This window comes from Paeniglutamicibacter selenitireducens (genome assembly GCF_051550675.1).
Lineage (GTDB): Bacteria > Actinomycetota > Actinomycetes > Actinomycetales > Micrococcaceae > Paeniglutamicibacter.
Map to the genome: position 1 here is coordinate 119,659 of NZ_JBPULF010000011.1, position 17,115 is coordinate 136,773.

17 protein-coding genes are annotated in these 17,115 nt (G+C 67.4%); 12 read left to right on the top strand and 5 right to left on the bottom strand.

The genetic code is table 11. From position 1 onward, the window contains the following. The 6 genes from ACSYDW_RS16870 to ACSYDW_RS16895 all read left to right on the top strand — a co-directional run bounded on the left by ACSYDW_RS16870 (position 1) and on the right by ACSYDW_RS16895 (position 5,681). Positions 1–945 (top strand): ABC transporter permease, encoded by a 945-nt coding sequence (locus tag ACSYDW_RS16870; protein ID WP_438339893.1) that lies wholly within the window; start codon positions 1–3, stop codon positions 943–945. Continuing rightward, positions 942–1,805 (top strand): ABC transporter permease, encoded by an 864-nt coding sequence (locus ACSYDW_RS16875; RefSeq protein ID WP_438339894.1) that lies wholly within the window; start codon positions 942–944, stop codon positions 1,803–1,805. The genes ACSYDW_RS16870 and ACSYDW_RS16875 overlap by 4 nt, the downstream gene beginning before the upstream one ends. Further along, on the top strand, positions 1,790–2,776 hold the full coding sequence (locus ACSYDW_RS16880) for an ABC transporter ATP-binding protein (RefSeq protein ID WP_438339895.1): 987 nt from the start codon (positions 1,790–1,792) through the stop codon (positions 2,774–2,776). Before ACSYDW_RS16875 ends, ACSYDW_RS16880 begins: the two co-directional genes overlap by 16 nt. Continuing rightward, positions 2,773–3,819, top strand: a complete 1,047-nt coding sequence (locus ACSYDW_RS16885) for an oligopeptide/dipeptide ABC transporter ATP-binding protein (protein ID WP_438339896.1) — start codon at positions 2,773–2,775, stop codon at positions 3,817–3,819. The genes ACSYDW_RS16880 and ACSYDW_RS16885 overlap by 4 nt, the downstream gene beginning before the upstream one ends. Next, the gene (locus ACSYDW_RS16890) at positions 3,816–4,436 is read left to right on the top strand and encodes a TetR/AcrR family transcriptional regulator (RefSeq protein WP_438339897.1); all 621 of its coding nucleotides are present in this window, start codon (positions 3,816–3,818) and stop codon (positions 4,434–4,436) included. The genes ACSYDW_RS16885 and ACSYDW_RS16890 overlap by 4 nt, the downstream gene beginning before the upstream one ends. 216 nt (positions 4,437–4,652) lie before the next feature. Beyond that, the gene (locus ACSYDW_RS16895) at positions 4,653–5,681 is read left to right on the top strand and encodes an agmatine deiminase family protein (protein WP_438339898.1); all 1,029 of its coding nucleotides are present in this window, start codon (positions 4,653–4,655) and stop codon (positions 5,679–5,681) included. A 111-nt stretch (positions 5,682–5,792) separates the two neighbouring features. Here the strand turns inward: ACSYDW_RS16895 and ACSYDW_RS16900 are convergent, their stop codons facing one another. Further along, positions 5,793–7,316, bottom strand: coding sequence for a sodium:solute symporter family protein (locus tag ACSYDW_RS16900; RefSeq protein ID WP_438339899.1), 1,524 nt, complete (start codon positions 7,314–7,316; stop codon positions 5,793–5,795). Positions 7,317–7,478: 162 nt separating this feature from the next. Between ACSYDW_RS16900 and ACSYDW_RS16905 the strand changes: the two genes are divergently transcribed. Continuing rightward, positions 7,479–8,054, top strand: coding sequence for a cupin domain-containing protein (locus tag ACSYDW_RS16905; protein ID WP_438339900.1), 576 nt, complete (start codon positions 7,479–7,481; stop codon positions 8,052–8,054). 43 nt (positions 8,055–8,097) lie between these two features. Here ACSYDW_RS16905 and ACSYDW_RS16910 read toward each other — a convergent pair whose 3' ends face one another. Then, positions 8,098–9,909 carry an APC family permease gene (locus tag ACSYDW_RS16910; RefSeq protein ID WP_438339931.1) on the bottom strand — a complete coding sequence of 604 codons (1,812 nt, stop codon included), beginning with the start codon at positions 9,907–9,909 and terminating at the stop codon, positions 8,098–8,100. Positions 9,910–10,238: 329 nt separating this feature from the next. Between ACSYDW_RS16910 and ACSYDW_RS16915 the strand changes: the two genes are divergently transcribed. From ACSYDW_RS16915 to ACSYDW_RS16935, 5 genes are all read left to right on the top strand, one after another. Continuing rightward, on the top strand, positions 10,239–10,664 hold the full coding sequence (locus tag ACSYDW_RS16915; RefSeq protein ID WP_438339901.1) for a hypothetical protein: 426 nt from the start codon (positions 10,239–10,241) through the stop codon (positions 10,662–10,664). A gap of 58 nt (positions 10,665–10,722) precedes the next feature. Next, a complete protein-coding gene (locus tag ACSYDW_RS16920) occupies positions 10,723–11,181 on the top strand; it encodes a hypothetical protein (protein ID WP_438339902.1) in 459 nt (152 codons plus the stop codon). Continuing rightward, positions 11,165–11,470 carry a transcriptional regulator gene (locus tag ACSYDW_RS16925; RefSeq protein WP_438339903.1) on the top strand — a complete coding sequence of 102 codons (306 nt, stop codon included), beginning with the start codon at positions 11,165–11,167 and terminating at the stop codon, positions 11,468–11,470. The genes ACSYDW_RS16920 and ACSYDW_RS16925 overlap by 17 nt, the downstream gene beginning before the upstream one ends. Positions 11,471–11,600: 130 nt before the next feature. After that, the gene (gene speB, locus ACSYDW_RS16930; protein ID WP_438339904.1) at positions 11,601–12,590 is read left to right on the top strand and encodes an agmatinase; all 990 of its coding nucleotides are present in this window, start codon (positions 11,601–11,603) and stop codon (positions 12,588–12,590) included. Next, a complete protein-coding gene (locus ACSYDW_RS16935; protein ID WP_438339905.1) occupies positions 12,587–14,269 on the top strand; it encodes a thiamine pyrophosphate-binding protein in 1,683 nt (560 codons plus the stop codon). The genes speB and ACSYDW_RS16935 overlap by 4 nt, the downstream gene beginning before the upstream one ends. Before the next feature lie 109 nt (positions 14,270–14,378). Here ACSYDW_RS16935 and ACSYDW_RS16940 read toward each other — a convergent pair whose 3' ends face one another. From ACSYDW_RS16940 to ACSYDW_RS16950, 3 genes are all read right to left on the bottom strand, one after another. Next, entirely contained in the window at positions 14,379–15,212 is an 834-nt protein-coding gene (locus ACSYDW_RS16940; RefSeq protein ID WP_438339906.1) for a formate/nitrite transporter family protein, read from the bottom strand. A 138-nt stretch (positions 15,213–15,350) separates the two neighbouring features. Further along, positions 15,351–16,640, bottom strand: coding sequence for an ion channel protein (locus ACSYDW_RS16945; RefSeq protein WP_438339907.1), 1,290 nt, complete (start codon positions 16,638–16,640; stop codon positions 15,351–15,353). A 109-nt stretch (positions 16,641–16,749) separates the two neighbouring features. Beyond that, positions 16,750–16,938, bottom strand: a complete 189-nt coding sequence (locus ACSYDW_RS16950) for a hypothetical protein (RefSeq protein WP_438339908.1) — start codon at positions 16,936–16,938, stop codon at positions 16,750–16,752. Positions 16,939–17,115 lie beyond the last annotated feature (177 nt).

Genomic DNA, 17,115 nt, shown 5'->3' on the forward strand with positions numbered 1-17,115 from the left:
GTGGGCAGGTACCTCTTTATCGCCAAGCGCGTGGTGCTGGCGGTTCCCCTGATGCTGGGCATCGTGCTGCTGGTCTTCCTCATCCTCCAGCTCACCCCCGGGGATCCCGCACGGCTCATCGTGGGGCTGCGTGCCTCGGAGGCCGAACTCCAGCTGGTGCGCGAGCGGCTGGGGCTCGACGACCCGGCCATGGTGCAGTACTTCCGCTACGTGGGCGAGGTGTTCAGCGGCAACCTCGGATACTCCTTCAAGTCCAACGAGGCGGTGGCCGGGCTCATCGCCGAGCGCCTGCCCATCACCCTGTGGCTCCTGGGGTTCGGGGCACTGTTCTCCCTGCTGATCTCCGTCCCGCTGGCCATTGCCTCGGCCCAGCGGCCCGACGGCTGGTTCGACCATGCAACCCGCGGCTTCGGGCTGGTGGCGCTCTCCATGCCCTCGTTCTGGGTCGGCATCATCCTGATCCTCACGGTGGCCCTGCCCACCGGCTGGTTCCCGGTCGGCGGATTCGGCCACACCCCGGCGGAGCACCTGCGCTCCATCGTGCTTCCGGCCTTCACCCTGGCCCTGTCGATCGCGCCGCTGCAGGTGCGCAGCCTGCGTGCAAGCATCATCACGGTGCTGCGGGCCGAGCACGTGAACACCGCCAGGTCGCTGGGCCTTGGCAGCTCACGCATCATGTCCAAGTTCATCCTGCGCAACGCGGCGCCCCCCACCATCTCCATCCTGGCCCTGAACATCGGCTACCTGCTCTTCGGCGCCGTGGTCATCGAGACGACGTTTGCGCTCCCCGGCATCGGGCAGGGAATCGTCATGGCGGCCCGGCAGCGGGACATCCCCTCCATCCAGGGGTACACCCTGCTCTTCGCCGCCGCGGTGGTCCTGGTCTTCCTGATCGCCGACATCGTCACCACCATCGCCGACCCACGTCTGGAGGTTGAATCATGAGCATCGAGGCCGAGGTTCCGGCGGCAGTGTCCGCCACTCAGAAACCCGTCGGCGCCGAACGCGTGCGCATGCCCCGGCGGGTCTGGGTGGGCGGCTCGATCGTCGCGCTCTACGTGGCGGTGGCGGCCCTGGCGCCGTGGATTGCGCCCCATGATCCGTTCGAGGTCGACGTCGTCAACGCGCTGGCCCACCCCGGTGCCGCGCACTGGCTCGGCACCGACGAACTGGGCCGCGACGTGCTTTCGCGGTTGGTCCATGCCTCGCGCGTGGACCTGCTGGTCGGATTCCTGGGTGCGGCGCTGCCCGCGGTGCTGGGCACCGCGCTGGGTGCGGTCTCCGGGTTCCGCGGCGGCTGGGTCGACGGGGCGATCATGCGGCTCTCCGACCTGGTGCAGGCCTTCCCCACCTACATCCTGATCATCGCACTGGTGTTCGTGCTCGGCCCCGGTGTGGCTTCGATCCTGGTGGCCTTCACGCTGATCGCCTGGGTGTCCTATGCCCGGCTGATCCGCACCGAGGTGCTCCGCGTGCGGAACCTCGACTACGTCGCCGCGGCGCGGGCCTCCGGCCTCCCGCCGCGCCGGGTGCTTTGGCGCCACGTGTTCCCCAACTCCGTGGGGCAGTCCCTGGTCTACCTGCCCTCCGACATCGTGGGGGCCACGCTCGGCCTGGCTGCGCTCTCCTTCCTGGGCCTGGGCATCCAGGCACCGGCCCCCGAATGGGGTGCGATGATCGCCGCCGGCCAACCCTACATCCGCGACCAGTGGTGGCTCTCCACGGTGCCAGGCCTCGTGGTGGTCGGCTTCGGGCTCGGGCTGAGCCTTGTCGGGGAAGGAATCGAAGAATGGATGAGGAAATGACCCGCACCGTGCTCAGCGTCGACTCGCTGCACGTCCGCCTTGACCTGGGCAGCCACAGCCTGACGCCCGTCGACGGGGTCGGCTTCCAGGTGGCTGCCGGGGAGGCCCTGGGCATTGTGGGGGAGTCCGGCTCCGGCAAGAGCCTGTCCCTGCGCGCAGTCCTGGGGCTGCTGCCCCCGGGCGGCAGCTCGCAGGGCACCACCGAGTTCTCCTTCGAGCGCGGTGCCTCCGGCCGGCGCGCCGAATCGGTGCGCGGGCGCGGGGTGGCCATGGTCTTCCAGGAACCGATGACGGCCCTGAACCCCACCATGCGGGTGGGGAACCTGATCGGCGAGGCGCTGCGGGTGCGCTCGGGCCTCACGGGCCGTGCGGCACGGGCCCGGGTCATCGAACTGATGGCAAGCGTCGGCATCCCGGATCCGGCGCGCCGGGCCGGGATGTGGCCGCACGAGCTTTCCGGCGGCCTGCGGCAGCGCGTGGTGATTGCCGCGGCGCTGGCCAGCGAACCGGAACTCCTGCTGTGCGACGAACCGACAACCGCGCTCGATGTGACGATCCAGGACCAGATCCTGACGCTGCTGCGCACGCTGCGCGAGGAACGTGGCATGGCCATGGTCTTCGTCTCCCACGACCTGGCGGTCGTCGCGGAGGTGTGCGACCGCGTCGCGGTGATGTACGCCGGGCGCATCGTGGAGACGGGACCCGTTGAGGAGGTGCTGCGCGCGCCGCGGCACCCCTACACCGCGGCGCTGCTGGCCTCCGCACCGGCCTTCGGTTCCCGCGGCGGGGAGCTTGCCACGATCCCGGGCTCGCCCCCGGACCCGCGGGCGTTCCCGCCCGGGTGCCGGTTCGCCCCGCGCTGCGCCTTTGCCCGGCCGGACTGCCTCGAGGCACCGTACGAGCTCCGCGCCACGGCCTCGCGCGCCACGGCGTGCATCCATCCCGAGGTGCTGCAGGAGGCACAAGCATGAGTGAATTCCTTGAGGCCCGCTCCCTGCGGGTGAGCTACGGCGTGGGATCGGCGTTCCTGGCGCGGCTGCGCGGGCGGCCGGCCCCCGTGGTCCATGCCATCGACGGCATCGACCTGGCCGTGGCGCGCGGCAGCTCGGTGGGCATCGTCGGCGAATCCGGCTGCGGCAAGTCCACCCTGGCCAAGGCGCTGGTGGGCCTGGTCCCGCTCTCCGCCGGTTCCCTGGAAATGGAGGGAACGCCGCTGGGCGGAACGCGCAGCATGGCGCAAACACGCCGGATCCAGATGGTGTTCCAGGACCCCAGCGCCTCGCTGAACCCCTCGATGACCATCGGGCAGACCCTCTGCGAGCTGCTGCGGGTCCACTCGATGGTTCCCGCCGCGCGGATCCAGGCCCGCGCTGCCGAACTGATGGAACTCGTCGAACTGCCGGCCTCGCTGCTCAACGCCTATCCGCGCCGGCTTTCCGGCGGGCAGCGCCAACGCGTGGGCATTGCCCGTGCGCTGGCACTGGAACCGGCGATCCTGGTGGCCGACGAATCGGTGGCGGCCCTGGATGTCTCGGTGCAGGCGGCCATCCTGAACCTGCTCCAGAGGCTGCGTGAGGAGCTGGGGCTCACCCTGCTGTTCATCTCCCACGACCTGGCTGTGGTGCGCCACATCAGCGACAGGGTGGTTGTCATGTACCTGGGGCAGGTCGTCGAGGACCGCCCCACCGAGGATCTGTTCACCGATCCGCGGCACCCGTACACGGAGGCCCTGCTCGCTGCGGCGCCGGCGCTCGGGCGGGCCAAGCGTTCCGGGGCGAGGGCGCTGCGCGGGGAACCGGGCAGCCTGCACCAGGTGCCCTCCGGGTGCAGGTTCCACCCCCGGTGCCCCGTGGCGCGCGACGAGTGCTCGGAAGCGGAGCCGGTGCCCGGGCCGCCGTCCGACACGCACCGTGTCGCCTGCCATTTTGCGTGGGAGGCCCCGGGGCAGCAGAATTCAAGTGGCGGTGGGGTAGCACCGACCCGGGATCGAGACGGCAAGGTGGTGACCCGATGAGCGAGCTGGTGCCGGATCGGCGTGCAAAGGGCAAGGCGCGCGAGGACCTGGTGGTCGAGGCCGCATCGCTGGCGATCGCCGAGCTCGGCCTGGCCAACGTCCGGGTCGCGGACATCGCCCAGCGCGCGGGAATGCGCCCGGGGCACATCACCTACTACTTCCCGTCGAAGACCGAGCTGCTCATGCTGGCCATTCGGCAGAGCGAAGAGGGGCTCGTGCTGCAGGCGGAGCAGGAGCTTGCGGGAATCGAGAACCCGTGGGACCGGCTGAAGCGGCTGATCGACCTCTCGGCCTCGAAGGGCCGCGGGGACGCCGGCTGGATCCTCTGGTTCCAGGTCTGGTCCGACGCCGCCACCGATGACAGCGTCGCCGAGGTCCACAACGAGCTCGACGAGCGCTGGCGCCAGATCCTGGCGGACGTGCTGAGCTACGGGCTCGAGCGCGGTTCCTTCGCCTTCGAGGACCTCGACGCCGCGGCGCAGCTGATTTCGGCAACCATCGACGGGTTGTCGATCCAGCTCACCGTCGGGGCACCGAGGGTCGACCGCGAACGCATCCTGAAGCTGTGCCTGCAGGCGAGCACCGCGTTCATCGCTTCGCCCTCCCACACCCGCTAACCCCCCCCGCCCGCCGGGCGCACCCGGCATTCCGTTCCGCATCCCACCCCGGGTGGGCCATGCGCCTTCTCGCGCCCTGAAACGGCGCACATTCCCGCACCCCCGAGCGCCCGGAAACGCCGCGACAGCGCTACTCCCAACCCAAAAACACCCACATCAAAACACCCACATCAAAACAATCCACCCCAAGAAACACCCAACCCATGGAGGTCCCTCGTGACTAATCTGATCCCCACCCCGGCTGACTCGGGCTTCTCGATGCCAGCGGAATGGGCTCCGCACTCCGCCTGCATCATGATCTGGCCGGCGAGGCGCGAACTCTGGCAGGACAGGTTCGACGAAGCCAAGCGCGACTACGCCGCCGTGGCGCGCGCCATCGCCGCATTCGAGCCGGTGGTCATGCTGTGCAACCCGGGCCTGGCTGCGGAGGTCGTCGCCCACTGCGGCGCCGGTGTCGAGCCGCTGGAGGTCCAGGTGGACGACTCTTGGGCCCGCGACAGCGGTCCGGCGTTCGTCACCAACGACCAGGGCGATGTCGCCCTGGTGAAGTTCGGCTTCAACGCCTGGGGGAACCGCTGGCACCCGCACGACCAGGACGCCCTGGTCCCGGACCGCGTGGCCAAACACTTCGGCGTCCCCATGTTCAATGCGCCGTTCGTGCTGGAGGGCGGGGCCTTCCTCGTCGACGGCGAGGGCTCGCTGCTGACCACCGAGCAGTGCCTGCTCAACCCGAACCGCAACCCCGGCCTCTCGAAGGAGGAGATCGAGCAGGGGCTGAAGGACTACCTGGGCGTCAAGACCGTTACCTGGCTGCCCTACGGGCACAGCCTCGACGTGGGGCCCGCGGGCACCGACGGGCACATCGACGGCGTCGCCCAGTACGCCGGACCAGGACATGTGCTGCTTGAGGTGCCCTCCGACCCGGCATCCACCGAGTACGAGCGCGCCCGCGCCAACCTCGCCGTGCTGCAGGGCTCGACCGACGCTGCGGGCCGGGAGCTGCAGGTCAGCATCCTCGACCCGCACCCGGACACCGAGGTCGCCTACGCCAACCACTACCTGGCCAACGACGCAGTCATCGTCCCGGTCGGCGGGGACGGGCGTGACGAGGAGATCCTGGAGTTCCTCGGCGGGGTCTACCCGGACCGGACCGTCGTGGGAGTGCCGGGGGAGACCATCGCGTTCGGCGGCGGCGGCCCGCACTGCATCACCCAGCAGGTCCCGGCGGCGGTTGCCGCACGCTAGCCGGCGGCGGGGAAACTGCCCGGCCCGGCGCAAAGGCCCGCCAACGAGGAAGGCCCCCCGGATTCGCATCGTGGATGCGCATCCGGGGGACCTTCCTGCAGTGCAGCGGTGCTACTTGGCCAGGGGCTCGGCTTCGACGCCTTCGACGTCGACTTCGCCTGCCACGCGGGCGTTCCAGCCCTCGATGACTGCCTTCTCCGTCGGCTTGGTGGCGAGGGAGACTGCCACGTAGACGATGGCCGAGGCAATCAGGCCGTAGTAGATCGGCTCGTTGGCCAGGATGCCGCCGAACTTCTCCTCGGCCTGGATTTCCAGCACGATCATGGTTCCCAGGGTGACGACGGTACCCGCCGCCATGGACGCTGCGGCGCCGAGGCCGTTGCCGCGCTTCCACAGCAGGCCGCCGATGATGGCCACCAGCAGGCCGCCGACGAGGATGTCGTAGGCCACGGTCAGTGCGGCGACAACGTCGTCCACGGCGATGGCCAGGACGATGGCCACGATGCCCAGCAGCAGCACCCAGATGCGGTTGGCGCGCACGTCGTGCTCGGGGTTCTCGTTCGAGTTGACGTTGATCTGCTTGCCGAACCAGCCGGCGACGAACGGGGTGACGTCGGTGCGGGCCACGGTGGCCGCGGCGATCAGTGCGCCCGAGGCGGTGGACATCATGGCGGCAACTGCGGCGGCCAGGACCAGGCCGCCGACGGCGACGGGCAGGAGCTGGGTGGCGACCTCCGCGTAGACGGCGTCCTTGCCCAGCTTCACTACGTCGATGTCCGGCAGTGCGACGCGTGCCGCAAGGCCGATGATGGCGCCCGCGGCGCCGTAGAGCACGCAGTAGATGCCGGCGGTGGTGCCGCCCCAGCGAGCGACCTTCGGGGTCTTTGCGGTGAAGACGCGCTGCCAGATGTCCTGGCCGATCAGCAGGCCCAGGGTGTAGACCACGAAGAAGGTGATGATGGTCTGGACGCCGATGCCGTCCCAGGCGAAGAACTCGGCACCGACGCGCTCGCGGATGCCGTCCATGCCGCCGGCGGCATTCAGCGCGAACGGGAGCATCAGGAAGAAGATGCCGATGGTCTTGATGACGAACTGCACCTGGTCGGCCAGGGTGATCGACCACATGCCGCCGATGGTGGAGTAGATGACCACGATGATGCCGCCGATGGCGATGGCCATCCACTTTTCCCAGCCGAAGAGCACGACGAAGATCGTTGCGTAGGCGCTGGTCGAGGTGGCGCAAAGCATCAGCGTGTAGGCGAGCATGACAATGCCCGAGGTGTTCGTGGCGGCCTTGCTGCCGTAGCGCAGGGTCAACATCTGGGAGACGGTGAAGACCTTCAGGCGCTGCAGGGTCGGGGCGAAGGCCAGCGAGAGTAGGATGACGCCCGCGCCGATCGCGACAACGAGCCACATGCCGGAAATGCCGAACTTGTAGCCGAGGCCTACGCCGCCGACGGTGGAGGCGCCGCCCAGGACGACTGCGGCCATGGTTCCGGTGTAGAGGAAGGGGCCGAGACGGCGGCCCGCGACCAGGTAGTCACTGCTGTTCTTGGTGCGGGACTTGCCCCACCAGCCGAAGGCGAGCATTGCCGCCAAGTAGATGGCAACGATAGCGCCATTGATGAATTCCATGAGGGGAGACCTTAGGTGAGGCTGCGGGAGACAGGCAAGGCGATCGATGCCTGTTAGTAAACATTTGTTGCCTCCTAGGATAATGTGAGCTGACTTACACGTCAATTGCCCTAAGCTAGATGAACCCGATCCTTTTCTGAGAAACCCTGGAGTACCGCGCCAATGAAAGCCCTGCCCATTGAGCCCAGCAATGCGGCGTTGGCCATCGGTTCGCGCATCCGCAGCGTCCGCCAGGCACAGCGATTGACCATCGACCAGGTTGCCGAATCCACCGGGCTGACCAAGGGTTTCCTCTCCCGGGTGGAACGCGACCTGACCAGCCCGTCGGTCGCGTCGCTGGTGACCCTGTGCCAGGTCCTCTCCCTCGACGTGGGGGACCTCTTCACGCAGCCCGACACGCACGTGGTGCGTCTTTCCGAGGCCCCGCGCATTTCGCTCGGCGGCGAGGGCATCGTCGAACAGCTCGTCACGGCACGCTCCGAACGGCGACTTCAGATGATCAGGGCGGTCATCGAACCGCGCGGCGAGGGCGAGACGGAGCTCTACTCGGTCGACTGCGAGGTCGAGGTCCTGAACGTCATTTCCGGGAAGTTCATCCTGATCTTCGCCAACGAGCGCTTCGAGCTGGACGCGGGGGACACCGTGACGTTCCCGGGCCGCGAGCCGCACAGCTGGATCAATCCCACCGATGAGCAAGCGGTGGTGACCTGGACGCTGGTTCCCGCAGCCTCGCGGTAGCCCCCTGGAGTTTCCCCGGGAGCCACCGCAACGGCGGGTTCGCTTAGCCCACGTGGACCCAGGGGCGCCTGGCGATGGCGGGCTCCGCCTCGCGCAGGACCTCCCGGGTCAGTGGCGCGATTTCGCCCTGGCCCAGGAAGAAGAAGCGCAGCAGGTTGCGCACGGGATCGCCTTCCGTCCAGCGGAAGTAGATGTGCGGCATGATCCCTGTCTGGTCCCTGATGGCGATGCACGTTGCGGCAATGGCCGTGGGGACGGACGGGGCCGAAGCCTGAAGGATCTTGTATCCGTGGCGGGTGACGCCCCGCACCGTGAGGTCCTGCGAGAAGTCGGAGAAGTCCGAGACCTTGATCTCGATGAAGATCACCGGGGAGCCTTCGGGCAGGTGGCTTGCCATCTGCGCGTGGGCCAGTTTGTGCCGGTAACGCGCCGCGGACAACCGCGCCGGTTCGTGCGCGATGATGCGCACCATCTCGTCCTCCGCGGCCGACTTCACGATCGCGAGCGCCGCCTCGTCCAGGGTGACGGAAGTGGCGCGCAACTCCGTGGATCGGCGGAAGCGCGAGAAGAAGGAGACCGCAATGATGCCGAGGATGAAGAGCGCTGCAATGCGGATGCCGTCCGGGCGCTCAACCACGTTGGCGCCGGTGGTGTAGAGGAACACCACGGAAATGACGCCGAAGCCGAAGGTGCGCCAGCGCTGTCCCTTGCGCTTTGCGGAGATGGTCACCGCGACGGCGGCCGAGGCCATGAGCACCAGCACGCCGGTGGCGTAGGCGGCGCCCTGCGCATCGACGCTTGCCTCGAACACCAGCGTGATGAGCACTGCGACGCCGATCAACACCAGCACGAGCGGGCGGATGGCGCGGGCCCATTCCGGGGCCATGCCGAACCGGGGCAGGTAGCGCGGGATCAGGTTGAGCATGCCTGCGAGGGCGGAAGCACCGGCGAACCACAGGATCAGGATCGTGGAGAGGTCGTAGATGCTGCCGAACCCGTCGCCGAGCATGCCGTGGGCCAGGAAGGAGAGGGCTCGGCCGTTGGCCGCGCCGCCCGGCTGGAATTCCGGTGCCGGGATCAGCAGCGTGGTCACGATCGAGGAGCAGACAAGGAAGACGCTCATGGTGAGGGCGGCGGTGAGTAGCAGCTTCTTGGCGCCGGCAATCCGCCCGGCAGGGTTCGCCGTGGTGTCACCCGGGTTTGAACGGATCTGCGGCATGACGGCCACGCCGGTTTCGAAGCCGGAAAGGCCGAGTGCCAGCTTCGGGAAGACAATCAGGGCGATGGCGATCATCATCCAGGGGTTCGTGTGTTCAGCGGTGAGGTTCAGCCACCAGTTGTCGACCGGAGCGGGGTTTTGCACCAGGGAAACGAACGCGGTGGCGATCACGACGACGTTCAGTGCCAGGTACGTTGCAACTAGCGCCACTGCCATCCAGATCACTTCGTGGAAGCCGCGCAGGAACAGGCCCCCCAGCAGGAGGATCAGCACCAGCGTGATGGCAACCTGTTGCCCGTGGAACCACTCGGGGGTCAAGGGGTTTTCGATGATGTGGGCCGTCGCGTCGGCCGAGGACAGGGTAATGGTGATCATGAAGTCCGTTGCCGCGAACCCGAGCAGCACCAGCACGAAGAGCTTGCCCTTCCAATGCGGTAGCAACTTCTCGAGCATGGAGATGGAGCCCTGGCCGTGCGGGGATTCCTTGGCGACCCTGCGGTACACGGGAAGCGCTGCACACAGTGTCACGGCAACCAGCATCAAGGTGGCAAGTGGGGCAAGGGCGCCCGCGGCAAGAGCGGCGATCGCCGGCTGGTAGCCAAGGGTCGAGAAGTAGTCCAAGCCCGAAAGGCACATGACCTGCCACCACCGGTGGCCGGACGGCTTTGCCTCGGTGGACTGGCCTTCCTCGTGCCCGACCTCGGTGTCCCTGAGCCACCGGGAAATTCCGGCGGTCCGGGCCTGGAGGGGGCGGGTCCTCACTAAGTCGGAGGAACTCACGTATTTATTCACGAGTGAGAACCCTACTCCTCATCGAAACAAATTGAACCAGCGATGACGAAACAATTTGGGTGATTTGCATGACACTGCCCACTTTGACATTCCCTGCCGGAAAAGCAACCATTTTTGTAGCGGATTGACGGAGAATTCAATCTCCTGACCGCCACCCGTGAAGGACATTGCTTGTGAGCTCCCTGCCCGAAGACCCCGCCGCGGCTATTGGCGAACCCAAAAGGCTATGGGCGCCCTGGTGGCTGGCCTTGGTTCTGGGTGTCGTCAGCGGCACCGCGTTGACATTCCTCCGCGCCCACAAGTCCTTCGTCATCCCCGGCGCCATCGCGCTGGCCGGATTGATCCTCATCGTCGGCATCGCCACGATTATCCGCAAGCAGCGCCACGAAGAAGCCTTGGCCCCGCCGGTTTCGTCCGGGTATGTGGCCTGGATGGCTGTCCTCATCTTCCTCGCCGGCCCGGTGCAGGTCTTCTTCCTTCCCTCGAACCCGCAGGAGATCCTGCTGAAGGCCTTGGTGCTGTCGGTCGGACTCTCGGTTGCCGTCTACGGGGCCGATCGCTCGCTCTTTGCGAAGTTTGCCAAGCCAAAGGTGGTTTGATCTTTGACTTTCCGTTGCGGAAAGGCAAGACTTTCCGCGACGGAAAGCGAGGTTTGACGTGTCGGACAAAGCATCTTGGGGCCCGGATCCGGCCCTTGCCCTGGTCGAAGCGGAGCAGGCGGCCGACCGCATGGTCGACTCCATTCGCCCACCCAGGGCCTTCCTGGTTGCCATGGCGGCACTGGTGGCCACACTCTTTTCGATCTTCCATGTAGTTCCTGTGTCTGTCTCACTGTGGTTGTTGCTGCTGACGCTTCCGCTGGGCCTCTGGTACTTCCTGTTGATGCGTGCGCGCCCCAAGCAGCGGACCATGACGCGGCATTCCGGTTCCTACATCGGCTATGTGTTGCTGCTTTCCCTGGCGTTCCAGGCGAGCCGATTCTGGGAGGCGCTCCTCTGGTGGGAAGTTGCGGCCAAATGGGTTGTGACGTTCGCCTTCTCCTTGTTCGTCGTTTCCCGATTGCTGCGCGCCGAGGCGCGCAGCCGCCTGGAGGATGCAAGTGAACGCCCCGTCTAGTCCAGGCCGATTCGATGAGTTGATCCATGCCCCGCTCCGGCTGCGCATCTGCGCGAGCCTTGCGCCTGTCCAATGGGCCGAGTTCTCGCAGCTTCGCGATGTGCTTGCCGTGGCGGATTCGGTCTTGAGCAAGCACCTCAAGCAGCTCGCCGATGCGGGCTATGTTTCCATCGACAAATTCACAAAGCTCGGTCGAAGCCACACCCGGGTGTCGCTGACACGCGAGGGGCGCTTCGCCTATGTCGGGCATGTTGCAGCCCTGCGGGAGATGCTCGGCAGGGAAATCTGACGCTACCGGCGCCTCCACCCTTGACTGTTAGCCGCACCACAAATAGCATGGAAGGCAACTGTTGTTTCATATTGGACAACTTATGGTGGTTGGCGTACCCGTCGAGGACGCGATGTCGTGGAGGTAAATCATGCAAGAAATCCGCATTGAAGAAAACGGTAACGTAGGGCCCATCGATGCCTCGAGGATCCCGCGTTTCGCCGGGCTCGGCACGTACGCGCGCCTGCCCCGCATCGACCAGGTCCCGAGCGCCGACATCAAGGTCATTGGCGTTCCCTTCGACGCCGGCGTTTCCTACCGCCCCGGAGCGCGTTTCGGCTCCACCCACATCCGCGAGGCCTCGCGCCTGCTGCGCCCGTACAACCCGGCCCTGAACGTTTCCCCCTTCGCCCTGAACCAGGTGGCCGACGCCGGCGACCTCGCGGTGAACCCGTTCAACATCAACGAGGCCATCGAAACCATCCAGCAGAACGCCTTGGACCTCACCGCCGACGGCTCCTCGCTGGTGACCCTCGGTGGCGACCACACCATCGCCCTGCCGCTGCTGCGCGCGGCATCTGAGCGTGCTGGCGCCCCGGTGGCCATGCTCCACTTCGACGCCCACCTTGACACCTGGGACACCTACTTCGGCGCCGAATACACCCACGGCACCCCGTTCCGCCGCGCTGTCGAGGAAGGCATCCTCGACACCGAGGCCATCTCCCACGTGGGCACCCGCGGCCCGCTGTACGGCAAGAAGGACCTCGAGGACGACAAGCGCTTCGGCTTCGGCATTGTCACAAGCTCCGACGTCTACTACCAGGGCGTGCGCGAAGTCGTGGACAAGCTCCGCGACCGCATCGGCAACCGCCCGCTGTACATCTCGGTGGACATCGACGTGCTTGACCCGGCGCACGCACCGGGCACCGGAACCCCCGAGGCCGGCGGCATCACCAGCCGCGAACTGCTCGAGATCATCCGCGGCCTGCGCGGCATGAACATCGTCGGCGCGGACATCGTCGAGGTCGCACCGGCCTACGACCACGCCGAAATGACCGGCGTCGCCGCCTCCCACGTCGCCTACGACCTGATCTCGCTGATCTCCGACAAGCGCGCCAACGACAAGAAGGACAGCGAATGACCTCCGAGGTTTCGGGCACCGCCGCCCAGCGCAACGGCGGCGACCTTGTCATCGAGACGCTGGAGGCGCTCGGCGCCAAGACCGTCTTCGGCATCCCGGGCCAGCACGCGCTGGGTCTCTTCGACGCGCTGTCCCGCTCCGACCTGCACTTCGTGTCCTCCCGCGTGGAGAACAACTCGGCCTTCGCGGCCGACGGCTACTCGCGGGCAACCGGCGAGGTCGGCGTGCTCTTCCTGTCCACCGGCCCCGGTGCGCTGACCTCGCTCGCCGGCCTGCAGGAGGCCTACGCGACAGGCGTCCCGATCGTCGTTGTGGCAAGCCAGATTCCGCTCGACGGACTCGGCGCCCGGCGCAAGGGCATGCTACACCAGCTTGACGACCAGAAGGCCTCCGCCGCCAACGTCACCAAGTCCCAGCGCACCGTGCACCACGCCTCCGGCATCCCCTCGGCCATCCAGGATGCCTGGGCCGACGCCATCACCGTGCCCCAGGGCCCGGTCTGGGTCGAGGTTCCGCAGGACGTGCTGCTGGCACCGGTGCTGGTTCCGCCGGTCGTCGACGCGCTGGCCGAGGCCTACGAGCACCCGCCGCGCGTCGAGCTGGTCAACGAGGCAGTGCGCTGGCTTTCCGATGCGCGCCGCCCGGTCATCGTTGCCGGCGGCGGCGTCCGCCGCGCCCGCGCCGAGGAAGAGCTGCTGGCGGTCGCCGAGCTCCTGGGCGCCCCCGTCATCTGTTCCCCCGGCGGCAACGGCGCCTTCCCCTGGACCCACGAGCTCTCGCTCCAGTCCTGGGTCGAGGACCGCCACGCCACCGAGGTCCTGGAGGACGCCGACGTCCTGATCGTCGTCGGCTCCGCACTGGGCGAGGTCACGAGCAACTACTTCACCCTCGAGCCGCGCGGGCACCTGATCCAGATCGACGCCGAACCGCGCGTGCTTGAATCCAACCGCCCCGCGCTGGGCATCCGGGCCGACGCCAAGGCCGCACTGGCCTACCTTCGCGACGCCCTGGTCACGGTCGGCGGCGGCGTGAACGCCGACTGGCACGGAAACACCCCGCAGCAGGTTGTTGCCGAAACCCTGGCCAAGGTCACCGCGCGACTCGACTCGCAGGACCTGGCCAAGGAACGCAAGTTCATGGCCGACATCCGTGCGGCGGTGCCTTCCGCCATGCAGACGTTCTGGGACATGACCATCTCCGCCTACTGGGGCTGGAGCTGCTGGGATTCGAAGGACGGCGAGTTCCACTCGGCGCAGGGCGCCGGCGGCCTCGGCTACGGCTACCCCTCGGCCATCGGCGGCGCGCTCGGCCTGCAGGTTGCGGGTGCCTCGGCGTCCGAGGCACGGGTGCTCGCGGTGTCCGGTGACGGCTCCTCGATGTACTCGATCGCCGAACTGGCCACGGCCAAGCAGCACAACGCGCCGGTGACCTGGCTGATCGTCGACGACGGCGGCTACGGCATCCTGCGCGAGTACATGGAAGGCGCCTTCGGGAAAGCCACAGCCACCGAACTGGCCCGCCCGGACTTCGTGGCGCTTGCCGAGTCCTTCGGCGTGCCGGCCCGCCTGGTGGAACCGGAGAACATCCGCGAGGCACTCGAGGAGTCCTTCGCCGCGGACGGCCCCAACGTGGTCGTGGTGCAGACCCTGCTGAAGATGTTCGCACCCACGCACCTCTAAACGGCTGCGTTCGGCCCAAAAGGCCAGTCACGGGGGCCCGGTTCACGCGAACCGGGCCCCCGTGCTGTATCCGCGGGATGCCGCATCCGGGCGCCGCAACCGTGCCGCGTCAGCGTGCTGCGTCAGGATCCTCAGGCGCCTGTTCCCGGCGCTCGCGGATCAGCTCTTTGTTGCGCACCAGCCGCAGGGCCGTGACAAGCAGCAGGCCGCCGACCATGTTGAAGAACACCGTGTAGCCGAACCAGCCCAGCCAGTCCCCGTAGTCGATGGGGACCCCGGCATGGATTGCGCCGAAGATGAGCAGTGAATCAAGGACCGAATGGAACAGCTGCAATCCGACGAGGATGAACCCGTCTGCCACGGCCACCGCCATCTTCGCCACATCCGAGTCGGTGCCCAGCTGCATGCGCGTCATCAGCGTGATGGTGCTGCCGGCAAGGATTGCCAGGCAGACCGACTGCAGCGTGAACCCGGCATCCACGAAGTAGCGTGCCGCGTCCTCCAATTCGGGCTTCCATTGCGGGAAGGCCTGCACCACGATCCACATGAAGATCCAGCCGCCCACCAGGTTCATCGCTAGGGTGGTGCCCCACAGCTTGAACAGCTGGCGCACGCTCGCCTCCTTGGCGGCGACAGCGGCGATCGGCACCAGGAACCCCTCGGTGAACAGTTCGCTCTTGGCCAGGAGCAGGGCCACCATGCCGATGCCAAACGCCAGCCCCGCCAGCAGGTGGTTGTGCGTTTCGTGCAGCACCGCCAGATAGGCCAGCACGCCGACGCCGATTTCCAGCCCCCCGAAGGTCCCCGTGACAAGCATCGTGCTCCAGGAACGTGCGAGGCGTTGGGCGCCCTCGTCGACGATCCTGTCGAAGTGCTCCTCGATGTCCTCTTCCACGGGCGCATCGTTCTCGCCCAGCTGCCGCCGGCGTTCATCACCAGTCATTGCCTCAAACCTCCCGCGGGGCCCAGCTCTCGGAATGTCGTTCAAGCAGCTTGACGCTGAAAGGCCGTGTTCACAGGATGGCACCCCGGCGCCGTTGCTGCCATACAAGCGCTCCGCCGTGGTGCGCCTGCCGGCGACTCAATGGGCGGGGGTTGCCCCGGTTTCCCGGTGTGCCGGGACGTGGGCGATCATTTCGGGGGCCCGGGCCACCATCAGCCAGAGTGGAAGGACCACGAAGCACAACAGCGGCAGCAGGCCGATGTCGCCGGCCACCACCACGGCGATGAACAACGCGATCCAGCCGTCGCGGGACACGGCCAGGACGGTGCCCAGGGCGCCGCAGGCGATAGCCAACTGGAGGGGGACCTGCGGAACCACCGCATGGCACAGCAACCCGACGGCCACGCCGATGAACACGGCGGGGAAGATCCGCCCGCCGCGGAACCCGGCAGTCCCGGCGACAAGCAGTGCCGCGAGTTTGATGGCGACGATGGCGGCAAGCTGCCAGGCGGTGAACTCCCCGGCCCGGTCCACGAGCTCCACCATCTGGGTGCTTCCCTTGAACAGCGTCAACGGGCCGCCGAGGGCACCCAGCAAGCCCAGCAGCACCCCGCCTAGCGTGGTGTAGAGCAGCGGCCGCTTCAACCGGCGGAACAGTCCGTGCAGCGGCTGGAACAGCACCGACCCGAGGAGCCCGACAAGGCCGGCAACGACAGCGACGATGACCGCCGCGGGCAGCATCGCCAGCAGGGGGCCGTCCAGCGGCGGGACCGCCGGCGCCCGAAGCTGCGGTCCGGCGAGGGCCCCGAACACCACCGAGGCCGTGCTGGCCGCCAGCAGCGGGAGGAAGAGCCTGTCCCACAGCACCCCTCCTGTCTTGGCCGCCGCGACAACACCTGTCAGGACAAGGATTGCGGCCACCGGGCTGCCGAAGAGCGCGCCGATGGTGCCCGCGATGGAAAGCATCATCACCAGCTCCGTGCCGACGTGCGGCCAGAAGCGCTTGACAAGTGCCACGAGGACGGCGGTGTTGATGGCGATGATCGCGGACTCCGGGCCGAGGCTGACGCCGCCGCCCAGGCCCAGTGCCGCCACGACGACCAACCCGGGGACAGCTGAAAGCTGCATCGGAGGCGAAATAAGTTCGACCGTCGCGGAGTCGGTGCCGCCGTGCCCCTTCGCAAACGTGACGACCAGGCCGATGGCGAACCCCGTGAAACTCAGGACGGCAAAAATCCACCATCCCGACTCCGGTGCGATGTGCAGCAGGCCGGGGAGCCACACCCAGAGGACTTCCTCCACGAGGAATGCTGCCTCGTCCACGAGGAACAAGCCCAGGGCCGAAACGGCACCCACCACGATCGCCGGGATCGACAATTGCAGCAGCGTCTTGACGGACGGGACCTCTGGGGAGCTGGCGGTGTTCATGCTCGAAATGCTACCGGAGGGCAAAACACTTGGTCAGTGCCCGCGCCGCCCGTGTTCGAGGACACTGTGGCGCGGATGCCCGGGGCGCCAAGACGCACCGCCTAGGGTGTCAGGGACCGTACCGTCCCTTGCCCCGGTCAATGTCCCTGCGTGCCGTGCGCAGGGCGTTCGCGGTTTCCGGGTCGTGCCCCTCCAGCTCGTTGGCCCGCCCGTCGAAACTCCGGAACGCGCCGAACGCCAGCGGCAAGAGGCATAGCAGGCAAACACCGACGATGACCAGTACGGAAACAAGGTCCATGCCTGCCAGCCTCCTTGGAAACGGCCGTGGAACAACGGGGTGGACCTTCGAGGCTACCGGCTATTCCCGGCCGGCATGCGGATTTCCCCCGGGGCCAGGGCGAAATCGCCCGTTTCGAACGCCCGCTTGCGGCTATCGTTGATGAACGGCGCGTCTCCACCGCGCGCGAGTCCTTGA

Excerpts from the sequence above, each read along its gene's own strand:
- ACSYDW_RS16885 (WP_438339896.1), top strand. The coding sequence starts at position 2,773 with ATGAGTGAATTCCTTGAGGCCCGCTCCCTGCGGGTGAGCTACGGCGTG.
- ACSYDW_RS16935 (WP_438339905.1), top strand. The coding sequence starts at position 12,587 with ATGACCTCCGAGGTTTCGGGCACCGCCGCCCAGCGCAACGGCGGCGAC.
- ACSYDW_RS16940 (WP_438339906.1), bottom strand. The coding sequence starts at position 15,212 with ATGACTGGTGATGAACGCCGGCGGCAGCTGGGCGAGAACGATGCGCCC.
- ACSYDW_RS16910 (WP_438339931.1), bottom strand. The coding sequence starts at position 9,909 with ATGTGCCTTTCGGGCTTGGACTACTTCTCGACCCTTGGCTACCAGCCG.
- ACSYDW_RS16945 (WP_438339907.1), bottom strand. The coding sequence starts at position 16,640 with ATGAACACCGCCAGCTCCCCAGAGGTCCCGTCCGTCAAGACGCTGCTG.
- speB (WP_438339904.1), top strand. The coding sequence starts at position 11,601 with ATGCAAGAAATCCGCATTGAAGAAAACGGTAACGTAGGGCCCATCGAT.
- ACSYDW_RS16880 (WP_438339895.1), top strand. The coding sequence starts at position 1,790 with ATGGATGAGGAAATGACCCGCACCGTGCTCAGCGTCGACTCGCTGCAC.
- ACSYDW_RS16900 (WP_438339899.1), bottom strand. The coding sequence starts at position 7,316 with ATGGAATTCATCAATGGCGCTATCGTTGCCATCTACTTGGCGGCAATG.
- ACSYDW_RS16875 (WP_438339894.1), top strand. The coding sequence starts at position 942 with ATGAGCATCGAGGCCGAGGTTCCGGCGGCAGTGTCCGCCACTCAGAAA.
- ACSYDW_RS16905 (WP_438339900.1), top strand. The coding sequence starts at position 7,479 with ATGAAAGCCCTGCCCATTGAGCCCAGCAATGCGGCGTTGGCCATCGGT.
- ACSYDW_RS16890 (WP_438339897.1), top strand. The coding sequence starts at position 3,816 with ATGAGCGAGCTGGTGCCGGATCGGCGTGCAAAGGGCAAGGCGCGCGAG.
- ACSYDW_RS16950 (WP_438339908.1), bottom strand. The coding sequence starts at position 16,938 with ATGGACCTTGTTTCCGTACTGGTCATCGTCGGTGTTTGCCTGCTATGC.